Source organism: Paraburkholderia sp. RAU6.4a, assembly GCF_050435625.1.
GTDB classification, from domain to species: domain Bacteria; phylum Pseudomonadota; class Gammaproteobacteria; order Burkholderiales; family Burkholderiaceae; genus Paraburkholderia; species Paraburkholderia tuberum.
The window spans coordinates 853,512-869,099 of record NZ_JBNDKQ010000001.1 but is presented as its reverse complement, the minus strand read 5'-3'; the positions used below and the strand labels follow the sequence as shown (position 1 = coordinate 869,099).

Here is a 15,588-nt window from a genome sequence, read left to right as displayed (position 1 = left end):
CGTGCCCCCGCTCAGTCAGCCGATGAAGACTGATAACTCGCCAGCCACGTTGACCACAGGGCATTCTGCTCGCCGGTGAACGCCCTGATGCTCGTGCCCGAAAAAATCAGCGCGCGCCGGGGCGCGCACAGGAACGCTGCCTGTCGCTGATGGATGGTCTGCTGGCCCTCCTTGCGGGTAGCATCGATCTGCTCGCCCTCGGATACGTGATCGCCACTGCCCAGCCGGGCGGCCTGGCGATGCTGGAGACGGTAGCCGCGCAGGATCTTTTCGAGTTTCCTGATCTGGCGGTCGACGTAGGCCGGCAGTGTTTCTCCCACATCCAGCGTGTCACGCGCAATGTTTAAGTTCAGCGGTGAGCGGTCCGGGTCGCCAAAAACAAAAATGTTCGTACTGCGGTCTTCAAATCCTTCGGGCAGATCGATACTGCCCTCGTCGATGCGATAGCGCGAGGTCATGGAATGGGTAGCTAAGCGTTAGGAATTGTTGAGATCGATTCGCTTGCCAGTCATCTGGAAAGCCCCTTTCGCGGTTTCCACGATCTGGACGCCTTCGAGTGCGATGTGGCCGTTCTTCAGCAGGGTGATCTTCGAAGCGCCGCATTCGAGGACGAGGCTTTCGGTGACCTTCAGGGTGTAGGTACCGGCAGCGGGAGCCGGGGCGTCAGCGGCGGGCAGCGCGCCGACCAGCATCGCGAAGCCACTGCCGACGCCGATGCTTTCGTTACGGGTGATCGCGACGGTGCGGTCGCGACCGACCTTGCCCGTTTCATCCCTCACGACTGTCTTCACGCGATCGTTGCCGACCGTGTGCGACTCGTCATGCTTGATGGTCGAGTTCATGTCCTTCTCGGCCTGCAGCATGAACTCTTCCGAACCCTCTTTGTCCTCGAAGCGGATGCCGCTGAAGTTGGATTGCCCGCCTTTCATGGATCGACTGATGATCCCGCTTTGCGTCGCACTACCTGGCAACTCCCACGGCGGCATCGTCATCGCGTTGAACACCCTGCCGGTCACAATCGGACGGTCCGGATCGCTGTTCTCGAAATCGACGATCACTTCGCTGCCGATGCGCGGAATGTTCACCCCACCGAAGTTGCTTCCCGTCCACGGGTACGACACCCGAACCCAGCACGACGAATTCTGGTCGTTGACATCCGAGTGGTCCCAGTGGAACTTGAGCTTCACGCGTCCGTACTGATCGGTCCAGATTTCCTGCTCACGGGGTCCCGTCACGATCGCGGTCTGCGGGCCGGTCGTGCGCGGCTTGTCCACCGTGCGCTCCGGCCTGAATATCGTGGTCGTCGGCTGCACGTCGAACGTCGTGCTGACGCGGTACTGCGCCGCACCGGTCGCCTCGGCAATCTCTTCGACGTCGAGTCTCGCGCGGATCACCAGGTATTCCCGGTTCGCGGCATCCTGCGGGTAACCCGCCAGCGTGAACGTCGTGCCGCACACCACATCGCGCAGGTTGCCGCGGCCTTCAGCACGCTCGCCCTTCGCGCGGATTTCCTCCATGCGCACACGCGCGAACTGCTCGCCCTGCGCCGGGTCGGTGTAGTCGCCCGGCCACTCGTAAACCGTCAGCCGGTTGTGCGCTGTGTCCTGCGGTAGCGCGTTCTGCACCGCCAGATCGGCCTTCGGCCTGGTGAAGTCGAAATCGTTGGTCGTCCAGATCCCGGACTGGATGCTTTCGGTGGTGTCGAACGCACTGATGTATTCCCGGTCGATCTTGTAGTCGGGCGGGTAATACCACAAGGTGCGGTAAGCCGCGCTCTCCACGGGTCTGTGCGCCCCCTGGTTATCGACCAGCACCATCCGGTGGATGCCATTGGAATGCTCGAAGAACCAGTAGATGCCGTTTTCCTCCATCAAGCGCTGAATAAAGGAAAAATCCGATTCGCCGTACTGCACCTGGTAGACCAGATTCGGATACACGTTACCCAGGCGTTTTTCGCAGGTGTATGGATAGTTGCCGCGTAGCACCGCGTCGATGATCTCGACCACCGTGATGTTCTGGAAGATCCGGTAGTCCGTACGCCGTTCGGCCAGCACGATCCATGGCCTGAGCACCAGCCGGTACAGGAACTGGCGCTCCAACTGCCGGACCAGGCTTGCTGCGGTGACGATGCCACTAATCTCCCGCACGCCGGCGCCGATATTGGCGGCTCCTGTCATACCTGGCATGCCCGGTACAAATGCACCCATCCCGTCGAGCTGGACCGTCACGGTCATCTCCTTTCCGACCATTGCCTTCAGGTCGAATTTGGCCGCGGTATGGTCGGACAGCAGCGGATCCAGCGTCGTGACCAGTTCCAGTTCGTACTGGTAGATCTTCGACAGCGCTTCCTCGCCTGAGATCGTGCGTAACTGCAGGGCCGGCTCGCCATTGAGCAGCGTGGGCAACGCGGCACCGCTGACCGTAAAGGTGCGGGGGGGCACAAGGGTCAGCATGAGCGCCGTCCTCCCAATGAACCGGACCGGACACTGTCATCGCAGCGCACGCATCTATTCCTCGCGTCCTGCGCCCATCGTTTCATCAAGCCTGTCTGCATCAATCCTCCTCCATGAATACCGGCTGCCCATCCGGTGTCAGCGCAGCTCCACGGAGTGCATCTCAAATACGGACAAGGACTTGGGTGTGTCGACGGAAAATTTGAAATCGCTGCCCGGATCGACAGCGATCACAATAAATACCGTTCGACAGGATGTCTGTACATGGGCGAGGGCCCAAAAAACTTGCAGCTGGCCTCGACTTTCGGGAAACGACTACCGGATGCCGCGCCGTGAAAAGCACACCCTGAATCTTTCACTGGGGTGCTGATGGCGTTGTTCAATAAAGAAAAATTCGGTTAAGTCTGTCGAGTAAACGAATTTCAGAATGGCGAGTCTGACAGGACATCTCATCCTGATTGCCAGCCTGCCCGTGAAATGTGCCGTTGAACTGACTGAAGCGGACAACTGGTTGCGCGTTTCCGTCCATTGCGAACGGAAGAACTACGATGACCGTTGGTAATCGTGCGAAGCCAGGAACATCGTTGTGAAAAGCGACTGGTATCTCGATATCGGAGTTTGCATTATGATCAGGAATGCGTATGCAACAGGCGTGAGCAATCACGGCGCGTGCCGCAGTCAGTGAAGTGCGAGCGCCGCGCTGGTTCAGCAGTAGTGGCGCAGGTTAATCATCGTATAGGCAAGCGTCTTGAACGCGTAGTGAACGTCACTGATGCGTTCAAAGCGCAGCAGCAGACGGCGGAACTTGTCCTCCCAGGCGAAGACCCGTTCAATGGTCCTGAAGCGCTCCTCGAAGATGGCCGGATCATAGCGCTGCTTGCGGCCCCGCTTCGGTGTTTTGCGTCCGCGCGGATTCTCGGGGATGTTCGGGGTCATGCCGCGATTGAAGATCGCCTTGCGGTTGGCGCTGCAGTCGTAGATGCCATCCAGGCTGACGATTGAACCGTGCAGGTCCGCGCCAATGGCGCGGGCCATGGCGGTAAGGCTGGGCAGCGCGTCGCGCAACAGCGGTGATTCGTTGCGGTTGCCGGGAACGCTGATGAATGGAGCAATGACGTTGCAGTTGCGATCGCACAAGGCCACCACCTTGTCGCCCTTCAGATGCTCGTGCCCGCTATACCCGAGATTGTCGCCGCCTTTCTTCGCCGCCGTCGTGGTGCCGTCGCCGTGGATGACCGAAAGGTCAAGCAGCTGGTCCTGATGAAGTTGCTGCACCGAGCCCGAAAAGATGGCATCGATGCAACCATCGGCCTGCCAGCGACGAAACGTGCGGTAGATGCGCGTGTAGTGGATTTCGGGTTGGCCGTTGGCATTCTTTTCGATCGGCAGCATCTTCCATTGGCAACCCATGTACAGTGCCTGCAGGATGTAGTTGAAGATCTTGTGCAAGGCCAGCGTGGGGGGAGGTCCGCGACGGCCCAGGCTCAGATGCGGCCAGACAAATTGCTCGAACTGCTCCAGGCGCAATCTTGTTGGAATCTCTTGCCAATATGGGCTTCGGGTCATTCGCTGCGTCCAGAAATCTGGACTTTAGCCGATCTGGCTACTCTGACCTGAAATCCAGTCCTGGCGCGGCTTGCAGACAAATTCCACGGCCGTCGAAAACCCGCAACCAGTTGAATAACTGGTGCGACTTCACGTCGCACGCGTACGAAAAAATCCCTTTATTGACGGCACCCCGCGTCGGCCACAAAGTGCCGTTGCACGAGATCCGGCGCGGGTCGTGCGTCAGGCTGTCGCCGTGTGGTGCTGATCCAGCGCCGCCGGCTCACGCCGCATAGACCCGCCAGGCGCATGAGGCGAGCAACCCGCTTGCGCCCAACGCGCACACCTTGCTCGGTGAGTTCGAAATGAATGCGAGGCATGCCGTAGCTGCCGCGCGAGCTCGCATGAATGGCGCAAATACGCCCCAGCAGCTCAGCGTCGCTGCATGCACGTTTCGATGGAGCACGTTTCAGCCACGCGTAGAAGCCGCTGGCGGAGCCTTCCAGCAGTCGTGCCATCGTGGCAATGGGCCAGGCGGCCTGGTTTGTTCTCATGAACTCGAACCCTTGTCGGGCACCGTTCCGGTCTCCCGTGCAAACCAGGCCGCGGCTTTTGACAAAATCTCGCGCTCAAGCTCCAACTGGCGCACCTTGCGGCGTAGACGGGTAAGTTCTTCACGCTCGCTCGTAGTCAGGCCGTCGCGTCGCTTGCCGGTGTCGCGATCGGCTTGCGCCACCCAGTTGTAGATCGTCTGCGCGGTTGGCTCGAACTCCTGCGCGAGTTCCTCAGGTGTGCGCCCAGCCTTGACCAGCTCGACAATCTGTGCCCGAAATTCGGGAGGGTAAGGGTTGCGGTGCTTTCCCATGATGGACACCTCCTGTTCCAAAGGATAGGTGTCCACGAAAGCGGGTCAACTCCACGTGGCTCACCGAGTCAATACGATTGAAGACGCTACCGCCCGTTGTGTCGGATTCGCCGGCGCACTGTCGGATGGGTGACCGACATCCGCACCGTTCACGATCATCGCGCTCGACCCACCACCATCGAGATTGATCGCCTTGCTCGCCCCAAGCCACTCCATGACGTTTGCTGTTTCCTGGATTGTCGTACCCAAAGCAAGGCCGGGTTGCCGTCCGTCAGTCTCGACCAGCAGGATCGTGCCGTCCGCAGCCGTGCCGATCATCGTGCGCGGGTTACGTGCGTTGAACCATCCCCAGTAAAAGCTTGATCGATCGACGCCTGCATAGTCAGGCGACCAGCCTTCTGTCACGGCTCTTCCCTGAACTGTCGCAGCCGGCAACAAGGTTGGGCCGGCAGCGGTCAGCGACACGCCCGGCGACAGTGTCACCGGAGCGTTGTTCGACTGGACCTGCGACGCGACTGTCAGAGCCGTCCCAACCGGCGCATTTTGTTGCAGCCATGCGGCGCTCGTACCAAGCCCTTGCAAAGCGTAACCGCCATTAGGCGGGGGCGCCCCCAGCGTCGCACTTCCTGACAGGACCTGACCATTGCTGCTCACCAATACTTCGTAGGTCGGCCCGCTGTAGCCCGGATCAACCGTGGTTGAGGACGTCAGGCCACCGTTGAAATTGCTGTCATACAGCACGAGATCGTTATAGTTTGTACACGTGTAGTCGTGTGCACGCTCCGGGGCAGGCGTTTCATCCGGGCTGCCACAATTGAATATCTGACCAAGAATCGAGCTGTTAAACGCGACGATTGGCGTGCTCGTGCCGTTCGCGCTGGTCACGGTCACTGTCGTCGACAGGTTGGGTAAGAAAGCGACGGTTGGGTGCCCGTCCACCTGCGCAAACGAAACACCCGGCTCTCCATTAGCAGCCATACCCTCAAGTTTGCCGTTGGAGACAATCGTGCTGGCTGCACCCTTCAACCGGACACCGGCGGGGTTGGCATTGGTCGACCAGAAACCGGAGTTTATTGCAGCAATGGCCCCCAGGCGCGCGGCCGTTGCCTGGGGCGTTTCGCCGCCCGTGCCCAGCGTGCCGCCGCTGCCGGATGCATTGCCGCCCGCGATTATGTTCTGAAGGTTTCCCTTGAACGTAGGTGAAATGGCCAGGACATTGACGAGCCATGGCCCGGTCGACGACGCGTTACCGTCAAGACCTGTATTGCGGACTGTGGGCTTATACGCGTTGCTGGTTTGTTGAGCGATTGCCGTTGCAACAGCCTGTGCAGCGGCCTGAGTTGCATACTGGCCGATCGACACGTTGAAACCAAGTGGCGACCCGTCCGGTCCGGTTCCCGCCGGGTCATAGCGTACCGGATAACCTGCTGCCGCCATCGCTGCAGCGGCAGGGGCCGCAGCGATCTGTGTCTTCGCGAACTGAACCGTGACCGTCCAGGAATCGGTGCTGGCCGCCTGGCCGCGAGTGATCTGGTAATACGTGACACCGGGGCTGACCTGTGTGGTCGTACGCGCTTCCTGTAGCCCCGGCGGTCCGAGCGGCAATTCGCCCGCGGGTAGTTGCCATGAGACCGCCGGGGAGGGCGCCGCAGTAGCTAAGGACGACGAAGATCCGTCAGAAATGCAATCTCCACACCCCGATAGAATCAAGGCTGCCGCAGCCGCCAGTACTAATTCTCCAACTACATATCTATCGGCCAACTTCTTCATCAACCGACTCTCCAAATCAAATTTTCTTCTTACTTGTCAATTCGTCAAAGAAGCGAATTAGGCCTGTTCAGATCATAATCCTGAACAACCTTAGCTTAATTGAATATTAATTTGCTATGGTGACATCGCTGAGAAAGATTATTTGATATGCAGTACGCATCAATCACGAAATTGATTTTGAGATAATTCATTGCGAATATATCGTAAGCGTCAGACCGGTACCGTCCAGAATGTCGTTGACGGCGGAGGCGGGAATTGCTATCGCTTCGGATTGATGCGCGTGGAAGTCGGCAGTAGAGGTTCGGTTTTGTCGCGATACCGATTGCAATTTGAGCAAAGCCGGATATGACTAGGACTACCTATTTCACCAACGAATAGAATTGCTCGGCGAAAGTTTGTCGGGCCCCGTTGTTTTGCATCTGCCCCTTGGCGATCATGTGAGCTACCTCGATGCCACCGAGCAGGATGCGTGCGCACCGGAAATTCTTGAACCCGAGCATGGAGCGGGTACGCCGTTTAATCGCGCGGTGGTCCTGTTCGATGAGATTGTTCAAGTACTTCGTCTGCCGGATCTTGATGGGCGTTTCGCGCTCGGCGTTGATGGCTTGCAACGCAGCCATATTGGCGCCGCTTTTGTCGATCGTCACAGTCTCGGGTTCGCCATTCAGGGCCATCGACTTTTCGAAATACCGCCGCGCCGCAGTCTTATCCCGATGGGCCCGTAACAGAAAGTCGATGGTGTTGCCGGCCTTGTTGACGGCGCGATACAGGTATTTCCATTGGCCCTTGACCTTGATGTAGGTCTCGTCGACGCGCCAGCTCTTGCCCACGGGGCGTTTGTGGCGGCGAAACGCTTTTTCCAGCACCGGCAGCAGCTTGAGCGCCCAACGGTGCACGGTTGAATGATCCACTGAGATGCCTCGCTCAGCCATCATTTCTTCGAGGTTTCGCAGGCTAAGCAGATAGGCCACATACCAGCGAACACAAGTCAGGATCACATCAAGCGGGTAATGCAGGCGTTTGAGCACGCGGGCAACGGTCGGATTCAGAGTCTTCATCAAGCTTTCAGTCGTTCATCTGTTCCGCACATCATAGGCGACCGCCTTATTGCAACAGAACCGGTCCGCCGGACGGAAAAGTAAAGCGCAAAAGCCATTCGCGCTGGGCTTCGTGTCGACGCCAAACGTGCAGCGTTGCATACACCCGTTCCATCGTCCGACACCGCTGCTGATCCCACGACGGAAGGCTCGTCCGGATTAGGCGAAGCCGTGCACGAAGCACGTCTGTGGAGCGACGACGGCTGGACCGCGCGCGTCATCAAGAACGAAGACGACGAAGGCTGGGCCGTCGAAATGATCAAGGACGGCGAAGCGGAACCGGCGCTCGTCGGGCCGTGGACGATGGGCCGCAACAAGAAGGATCCGAAACCCCTCGACACGTCGGCGTTCAACACGCTGGTGAAGACCGCCTCAGAAGTCCTACGCCGCCATGAGCAGCAACTGCGTGCGCAACTCCATAAAGAAGTGCGGGTGGCGAGCGCGGACGGTAACGACGAACTCGACATCACGCTGGACATCGTTGCGGACGACATCGAACCGTACGCGCTGCTGACCGCGCTCGACACCTTCGGCGAGCAGTTGGCGCAAGTGCAGGTCGCGCCCAGCTTCAAGCTCAGCGAGGCGAGCGCCGTGGCCTGGGTCGAAAACGAATTTCGCCGCCCGGGCTAGAGGCGGGGCAGGCCGGCTGACCAGGTTGATTCAAAAATTACTAAAACCTGTCAATATACTTTCATATTAACTTCATAGAATCCTCGCGTCATAGCGGCGCGAGCGTGAACCATGTGGTTTCGGGCTGACTGCGTGCCGGCTGTGCATTCACCCACGCTACCCGAACCCTGGATCACGACAACATGGCAGAGCCGTTCGACATTTCCCGCCGCAAGGCCCTGAAACTACTTGCCGGTGCGCCGATGCTGCCGCTAGGCGGCATCGCCACGGCGTCGATGCTGACCGCTTGCGGCGGCGATCTGGCGACTCCGTCGGCCAATTCCGCCACGCCTACTACGCCTGCCACCCCGGTCGCGAACTTCACTTCGGCGTCTTTCAACAGCATGCCGGCGCCGTCGCTCGCCAATCCGTCGCTGATGGCAACCACCACGGTCGGGTCAGGCCTGACGGTTTCGTATTCCGACGGCTCCCAAAAGGCTTACAAACTCGCGTACCAGCCGTTCTTCATGACCGGCGATCTGGTCCCGGACGGCAACGGCGGCACCGTGCTGGCCGGCGGGTACTTCGACATCAACAACCAGCCGATCGACGACGATTCGGTGCCCGCGCAACGGCGCCAGTTCTTTTCGGACTCGCCGGACGGTACGTCGCTGCTGAAGATCGATGGCGCGAAGGTCGCCGGCGTAAAGGGCAACGCGGTGTTCGCTGTGGTCCAGTTCGAATACACGACGCGCTCGCAGTCCGGCAGTGACATGTATGGCCGCCTCCCGTCGCCGATCGCGGTGCTGACGCTGGATCAGGATCCGGCCACCGGCAAGTTGACGCTCGTCAAGTATCACAACGTCGACACGTCGCCCGCGAATGGGCTGTGGATCACCTGCGGCGCGAGCCTGTCGCCGTGGAACACGCATCTGTCGAGCGAGGAATACGAGCCGGATGCGTTCACGGCCAGCTCGAGCAATCTGGCGCAGTACAAGGCGTTCAACGATAACCTGTACGGCAACACGAACATTGCTTTCAACCCGTATCTCTATGGTCATCTGCCGGAAATCACGGTCAAGGCGGATGGCACCGGCTCGGTCAGAAAGCACTATTGCCTCGGGCGCATTTCGCACGAACTGGTGCAGGTGATGCCGGACAACCGCACGGTCCTGATGGGCGACGACGCGACCAACAGCGGCCTCTTCATGTTCGTGGCGGACAACGAGAAGGACCTGTCGGCCGGCACGTTGTATGTGGCGAAAGTGGGCGCGGGCTTCTCGGTCGATCCGGCCGCGGCGGGCGCGGACCTGACGTGGATCAGGCTGGGTCACGCGACGAGCGCGGAAGTCGAGGCCATGGCGAAGTCGAATCGGCCGCAGGACGTCATCGACGTCAAGTGGACCGATCCTGCCGACGCTAACTACCGGAAGATCTTCGCCGGCGGCACCGCGCAGTGGGTCAGGATCATGCCGGGCAAGGAGAAGGTTGCGGCTTTCCTCGAAACCCATCGCTACGCTTACCTGGCGGGCGGCAGCATGGGCTTCACGAAGATGGAAGGGACGACGGTCAACATCAAGGACAAGATCGCGTACTCCGCTTTGCAGAACATCGTCGACTCGATGGTGAAGGGCAACGCGAAGGGCTGGAACGCGGAGAGCAACATTTCCGTCGACGCCGCGATCAACGCCGGCGGCGTGCTTCAGCACAAGCTCGCGGGCGGCCAGAAGGATAACCAGGGTGCCGCGCATCAACAGCGAGTGGGTGCCGGTGCACACCAGCGCGCTGCTGGTCGGCAAGGACATCGCCGCCGACGCGCTCGGCAACAAGGCCGACCCGGAGTTGGTCGCCAACCCGGACAACCTGAAATTCTCGGAGAAGCTGCGCACGCTCTTTATCGGCGAGGACAGCGGCTACCACGCGAACAATTTCCTGTGGGCGTACAACGTCGACACGAAGCAGCTCACGCGTCTGCTGTCGACACCCGCCGGCGCCGAATCGACCGGTCTGCATGCGGTCGACGAACTCAACGGCTGGACCTACATCATGAGCAACTTCCAGCATGCCGGCGACTGGGGCAGCCAGCATACGCAGGCGCTCAGGGACACGCTCGATCCGCTTGTGCGCGCGAATTACAGGGATCGCTTCGGCGCGTCGGTCGGCTATCTGACAGCAGACCCGACATCGATCAGGCTGGTGTGACGGCAAGGCTCGCAGAGATCCTCGCAAGTCTCATTGTGGGGAAATTGATGGCGCGTTGATCCGATACGAAAAGCACGGTTCGCGAGCGGTTCATCGCCCCCTCTCTGGAGGGGGTTTTTTATTGGAGCCGGGAGGCAAGGTTGTGTGTTCGCAAGACACTCTTCGAACTGTGACATAGCCCTGCATTCAGGCAACTGCGTGGTGATAGTCAGCGACTACGGGGCGGATTGCCAGCCAGATAGCCGGCTTCGACGAGCCACGCGAACAGCGCGTTGATGATCACCATCGCCTGGTACTGGCTACTCGGCCGGAGCGTCCTGTAGAACGGCCGCCAGCGCGGATCATGGCGCGGGTATTTGCGCCCGCCGTCGGCGACCCAGCGCGCGTGCGGCAACGGGTCTTTCAGGAATTGCCGGAAGAGTTGCAGGTCTTCGTGCGTGAGCGACGACAGCGGCTTGCCCAGTTGCACGATCGCCCATAGCAGCAGCCGTTCGGCTTCCTTGCGGTAATTCTCGAAGGTGGCCTTTTTGTCGGCGACCCGCGCGAGCCATGCGCGGACCGCATTCAGGTCGTCGTGGGCGGCGATCTGTGAATGCCCGCGCGCCCGGTTGCTGCCATCGCGGCCGTCGAGATCGGCGGACAGTTCAAGCGCATCGAGGGGCGTCCTGTCCGACGAAACCCGCCTCTCGACTGAAATCGACCGCCTGAAAGGCGAATTCCCGAAGACCCGCGAGCTGTACCGCGAAGTCTGCGCGCTACTGTTCTTCCGCTTCGGGATCGCGCCGACCGCGAACCGGCTTTACCAGTTAGTGAAGCGCGGCAGCATGAGCACGCCGACCCAGGTGCTCGGTGAATTCTGGGCCGAACTGCGCGAAAAGAGCCGGGTGCGCATCGAACACCCCGACCTGCCCGCCGATCTGGGGCCGGCCGCCGGCGAACTGGTCGCGGCGCTCTGGACCCGCGCAACCGCCTCTGCCGAAGCCGCGCTCGACGCGCTGCGCGACGAGGTCGAGGCGCAACGGTCGGTCGTTGCTGCCCGCGACGAACTGGGTCGCGTCGAGACCGCGCTCGAACAGCGCACGGCGACGCTCCTTGCCGCGCAGGTCGAGGTGCGCGAACTGGAAAAGGCGCAGACCGAGGGCCACGCGGCGCGGCAGGCGTGCGAGGCCGAGGTCGTCCGGCTCAAGGCCGAGGCGCTCGTGCGCGACCGTGAACTGGACAAGGTGCGCGAAGGTTTCTCGCGGGATCTCGAGAAGCTGCGCGAGAGCGCGGAACGCGCCGAGGAGCGCCTGCGAGCATCGGAAAAGCGCGCGCTGCTGGAGATCGACCGCGAGTGGGGTGCGGCCGCGAAGCTGCGGAAGGACCTCGATGCCGCGGTGAAGCGGGCCGACAGTCGCGGGGCGGACCATCACCGGGCGGTCGAGGCGCTGCAGGCGCGGCTCGGGGACGTGCGTCACCAGGCGGGCGTGCTGCAGGGACGGCTCGATGCCGTGCTGGCCACGAACGTCACGATGCAGCAACAGCTGGCGGCACTGCGGCAGGCGGATACACGCGACGCCCGCCCAGCCCGTGCGAAGTCCGCCTCCACCCCGGCGCGCCCGGTGGCGACACGCCCTTCACGCGCGCCGCGCGTCACGCCCGCGCCAGCCAGCAAGACCGTAGTGCACCGCAAGCGGGGAAAGAGGGATGGAAAATAGAACCCGCCCGCGCAAGAGACGGAAGGCCCCGGTCTGTCCGCCGATCGGCGCGCTGTTGCGCTATGGCGAGCGGACCGTGCGCGTGATCGCCGAAGCGAGCGGCCAGCGCGTGATCATCGAGTCGGTGCACGAAGACGGAAGCACCTTCCGCAGCACGGTGAAGTGGGCTAATCTGGCCGCTCTTCACGATCAGCTCTTCTGAGCGGGATGAACATGCAGCAGCCCACCATTCAGCAGCTCGACATTTTCGCCGACAGCCGTGATGTCATGTTGCGTAACGACGTGCTGGAGCCGCTGCAGCGGCGCGATGCGGTGGCGGCGCGAACGGCACTGGAGCTGCTTGCCGGCGAATATCCGGACGATGGCGCGCTCCCAGCGATGAGCGTGCTGGTTCGTGAGCTGGAACGCAGATCGCCCACGCCCTTTTCTGATCACGAGACGCTGGCCAGCGCACGCCGGCATCTCGAGGACGAGGTCGTACTTGCCGCCCGGCGGGTGCTGCCCGCGCAGAATGTTCAGTCGTGGCTCACGCCGTGCTGGCGAGCGCTTGCTCAGCGGGCTGAATCGCTACCGTTTCGTACCGCCGACGCAGACAGTCACGCCGTGCCGCTGTGGCTTTTGGCGGGCGACGGGGCGGCTGCGATTGAAGCAGTCGAAGCCATTGAGTCCTGGTCGCGCATCCCGGCACCGCTTGCGTGGATGACCGAGGCACGCTACCGGGCGGCCGGCCTGGATGCGGCGTGGCCGCTGCTCGCGCAGCTGGCGTGGCTGGCGCCGGCGAGGTTCGTGGCGTTGTTGCCCACCTTGGGTGATGCTTCGCTGGACGCGCTGCGCCGGCGCTTCGATGCCGAATTCCCTGGCACCGGCGAGGTCGACGACTATTTGTGGTTCCCGGCATGGCTGCTGTTGGTGAAGCCGGCGCTCGCCGGCAGGTTAGGTGAGGCGCGCGTGCAGCGTGACCAGGCGGCATCGCGCGCGACGGTCCTGCTCGGAGAGATCCGGCGCCGGGAGCACGAAGGCGACCAGCATGAACTCATCGGGCTGCGCCAGGAGCTCAGCCGGCTGCATGCGGGCCTGTTCGACACCTACATGGCGACACGGAAAGTGCAGCACCGTTGATCGGTGAGCGAGGCCGCGAATGGTCACATCGGGCAGTCGTCCTGCAATCATTCGCGAGATGCGACCCGGGGGCGGACGGTTCGCCCGGGCGAGGAGACGGCCGCGAGGCCGAACAGGTATCCGTAATTGTCTCCGCACTGCGGAGACAATTCGGACGCTCGCCGGCGCAAGCCCCGGTGACGGGTTTGAAGACAGATTGGGCCGTCCGCGGGCAGTTTTAACGCGGCGGTAGCCGCACACCTGAGCATGAAAGTATGAACGACCTTACGCCTTCCTCCTTGCTTGACGAAGTCCGACTGCTGATCGATTCGGCGCGCGAACGGGCCGCCGTTGCGATCAATGCAGAACTGACACTGCTGTACTGGCAGGTGGGGCATCGTATCGAGGCGGAGGTATTGCGGGGCGCCCGCGCGGAGTACGGGCAACAGGTGATCGGATCGTTGGCGCGTCAGCTTACCGCCGAATACGGGCGCGGCTGGAGCGACAAGCAGTTGCGCCACTGCATGCGTCTTGCGGAGGTTTTTGCCGACGAAGCGATGGTCTCCGCAGTGCGGAGAGAATTGAGCTGGACGCACCTGAAGACGCTGATCTACATCGACGACCCGGTGAAGCGTGATTTTTATATTGAACTTGCCCGTGTCGAACGCTGGTCCACGCGGCAGTTGCAGGAGCGCATCGACTCAATGCTTTTTGAGCGCAGTGCAATCTCGCGGAAACCCGAAGACGCAATCCGGCGGGATCTCGCGATGCTGAGGGACGAACGACGTGTGCCTCCCGACGCGTTGCTGAAGGACCCGTATGTGCTGGATTTTCTTGGTCTCAACGATCACTACCTCGAAAAGGATCTGGAGGATGCGATCCTGCGAGAGATGGAGCAGTTCCTTCTCGAACTTGGTGCTGGTTTCACGTTTGTGGCTCGTCAGAAACGCTTGCTGATTGATCACGACGATTTTTACATTGATCTTCTCTTTTACAACCGCAAGCTTCGACGGCTTGTTGCAATCGAACTCAAGCTGGGCGCGTTCAAGGCCGAATACAAGAGTCAGATGGAGCTTTATTTGCGCTGGCTCGCGAAACATGAACAGGAGCCAGACGAGGAACCGCCGCTCGGCATTATCCTGTGTGCAGGCAAGAAGCAGGAGCAGATCGAGCTGCTCGAACTCGATAAAAGCGGTATCCATGTCGCAGAGTATCTGACTGTGCTGCCGCCACGAGAGCAGTTACAGGCGAAATTGCACCAGTCAATTGAAGCCGCAAGATCACGGCTCCAGGACAAGCGGCGCGAATGATTCGATCGCCAGGATCCGGCGACTGACCGTTTGTCGCGCGCGGCCGCCTTGCTCCAGCCGGTTGAAGGTGTGCCGGACGCAGTCCGGTCCGGATACTCGGGTCCGTCGGCGATCGTGCGCACGAGCGCCCATTCGCCTTCGGTGAAAGCATGCGATGCATCGAGCGTCGCTGCGCCATTGCCGCCACGCACCTTCACACCTGAGAACGGATTGGCGAGCACGTAGCGTTGCTCGATCAGCCAGCGGAACGGCGCGCCGACGATCGACAGCGCGTGCGCAACCGAACGGTCCGAGAGATTGCCGTTGAACGGCCGCCAGTCAGGCGACGTACGCGGCCGTACCGGACCCACCCAGCGTGCACGCGGCGAGGGATGCCGCAGGAACGCCCGGTACGCGATTGCGTCTTCGGTCGTCAGCGACGACAGCGCGCGGCCCCGCTCGACGATCGCCCGCAGGATCAGGCGCTCGGCCTCCTTGCGGTAGGTGCGCCGCGTGGCGGGCGACTCCTGCAGCGCGAGCCAGGTCTGCACGGCCTCATAGTCATTGGACGCGTCCAGCGGACAGGTCGCGACGGGCGCGCGGAACGTACGGCTGGTGCCATCGACCTCGTGAGGCAGCCGCAGGGTTTTCCCACGGCGATGTCACCACGCTGGCTTGCCACCACCAGCGCGCGGGCCTTTTCGGTGAGGGCGGGCCATGCGGCGAAGAACTGCTCGATCGCGCGCGCACTCGCCGCGCCGAGACCGGGGACCGCTTTTCACCATTGGCGTCGTCGCGGCATCCGCACGGTCAGGTCGGCCAGCGTCGTGATGCCTTGGGCGCGCAGCACGCGCACGGCGCGAGGGGAGAATGACAAATGGCAAACACCATGAGGAAGAATACCGATGTCGGAGCGAGGGGCGGAGCTGCTCGTAGTAGTGTTGAAGCCTTTGTAATGAAGGT

Annotated in this window: 12 protein-coding genes and 3 pseudogenes; 6 read left to right on the top strand and 9 right to left on the bottom strand. The window is 61.5% G+C overall.

Annotated elements, in window-relative coordinates:
* Positions 1-11: 11 nt before the first annotated feature.
* The 7 genes from OKW40_RS03965 to OKW40_RS03935 all read right to left on the bottom strand — a co-directional run bounded on the left by OKW40_RS03965 (position 12) and on the right by OKW40_RS03935 (position 7,691).
* Positions 12-458, bottom strand: coding sequence for a DcrB-related protein (locus OKW40_RS03965; protein ID WP_187619882.1), 447 nt, complete (start codon positions 456-458; stop codon positions 12-14).
* An 18-nt stretch (positions 459-476) separates the two neighbouring features.
* The gene (locus OKW40_RS03960) at positions 477-2,453 is read right to left on the bottom strand and encodes a type VI secretion system Vgr family protein (RefSeq protein ID WP_429488305.1); all 1,977 of its coding nucleotides are present in this window, start codon (positions 2,451-2,453) and stop codon (positions 477-479) included.
* A 705-nt stretch (positions 2,454-3,158) separates the two neighbouring features.
* On the bottom strand, positions 3,159-4,019 hold the full coding sequence (locus OKW40_RS03955; RefSeq protein WP_429402458.1) for a transposase: 861 nt from the start codon (positions 4,017-4,019) through the stop codon (positions 3,159-3,161).
* A 158-nt stretch (positions 4,020-4,177) separates the two neighbouring features.
* Positions 4,178-4,516, bottom strand: coding sequence for an IS3 family transposase (locus tag OKW40_RS03950; RefSeq protein ID WP_429488303.1), 339 nt, complete (start codon positions 4,514-4,516; stop codon positions 4,178-4,180).
* A gap of 32 nt (positions 4,517-4,548) precedes the next feature.
* Positions 4,549-4,899 carry a transposase gene (locus OKW40_RS03945; protein ID WP_429402456.1) on the bottom strand — a complete coding sequence of 117 codons (351 nt, stop codon included), beginning with the start codon at positions 4,897-4,899 and terminating at the stop codon, positions 4,549-4,551.
* Between the two features lie 24 nt (positions 4,900-4,923).
* Entirely contained in the window at positions 4,924-6,633 is a 1,710-nt protein-coding gene (locus OKW40_RS03940; protein WP_429488301.1) for a phosphodiester glycosidase family protein, read from the bottom strand.
* A 359-nt stretch (positions 6,634-6,992) separates the two neighbouring features.
* Complete coding sequence (locus OKW40_RS03935; RefSeq protein WP_429402455.1) at positions 6,993-7,691, bottom strand: IS6 family transposase; 699 nt, start codon at positions 7,689-7,691, stop codon at positions 6,993-6,995.
* A 135-nt stretch (positions 7,692-7,826) separates the two neighbouring features.
* Between OKW40_RS03935 and OKW40_RS03930 the strand changes: the two genes are divergently transcribed.
* Both OKW40_RS03930 and OKW40_RS03925 read left to right on the top strand, forming a co-directional pair.
* Complete coding sequence (locus OKW40_RS03930; protein ID WP_429488300.1) at positions 7,827-8,360, top strand: hypothetical protein; 534 nt, start codon at positions 7,827-7,829, stop codon at positions 8,358-8,360.
* Positions 8,361-8,542: 182 nt separating this feature from the next.
* Positions 8,543-10,541: pseudogene (locus OKW40_RS03925) on the top strand (PhoX family protein).
* Positions 10,542-10,764: 223 nt separating this feature from the next.
* Here the strand turns inward: OKW40_RS03925 and OKW40_RS03920 are convergent.
* Positions 10,765-11,238: pseudogene (locus OKW40_RS03920) on the bottom strand (tyrosine-type recombinase/integrase); the annotation flags it as partial.
* On the opposite strand from OKW40_RS03920, the gene OKW40_RS03915 reads away from it, so the two are divergent.
* The 4 genes from OKW40_RS03915 (at position 11,153) to OKW40_RS03900 (ending at position 14,646) form a co-directional block, all read left to right on the top strand.
* Positions 11,153-12,238 (top strand): DNA-binding protein, encoded by a 1,086-nt coding sequence (locus tag OKW40_RS03915; RefSeq protein ID WP_429488484.1) that lies wholly within the window; start codon positions 11,153-11,155, stop codon positions 12,236-12,238. The pseudogene OKW40_RS03920 and the gene OKW40_RS03915 sit on opposite strands and share 86 nt — an antisense overlap.
* A complete protein-coding gene (locus OKW40_RS03910) occupies positions 12,228-12,440 on the top strand; it encodes a hypothetical protein (protein WP_184056627.1) in 213 nt (70 codons plus the stop codon). The genes OKW40_RS03915 and OKW40_RS03910 overlap by 11 nt, the downstream gene beginning before the upstream one ends.
* 11 nt (positions 12,441-12,451) lie before the next feature.
* On the top strand, positions 12,452-13,357 hold the full coding sequence (locus OKW40_RS03905; RefSeq protein ID WP_429488298.1) for a hypothetical protein: 906 nt from the start codon (positions 12,452-12,454) through the stop codon (positions 13,355-13,357).
* A 254-nt stretch (positions 13,358-13,611) separates the two neighbouring features.
* Complete coding sequence (locus OKW40_RS03900) at positions 13,612-14,646, top strand: PDDEXK nuclease domain-containing protein (protein ID WP_429488296.1); 1,035 nt, start codon at positions 13,612-13,614, stop codon at positions 14,644-14,646.
* Between the two features lie 26 nt (positions 14,647-14,672).
* On the opposite strand, the pseudogene OKW40_RS03895 reads toward OKW40_RS03900, so the two are convergent.
* A pseudogene (locus OKW40_RS03895) lies at positions 14,673-15,493 on the bottom strand (phage integrase family protein); the annotation flags it as partial.
* Positions 15,494-15,588: the final 95 nt, after the last annotated feature.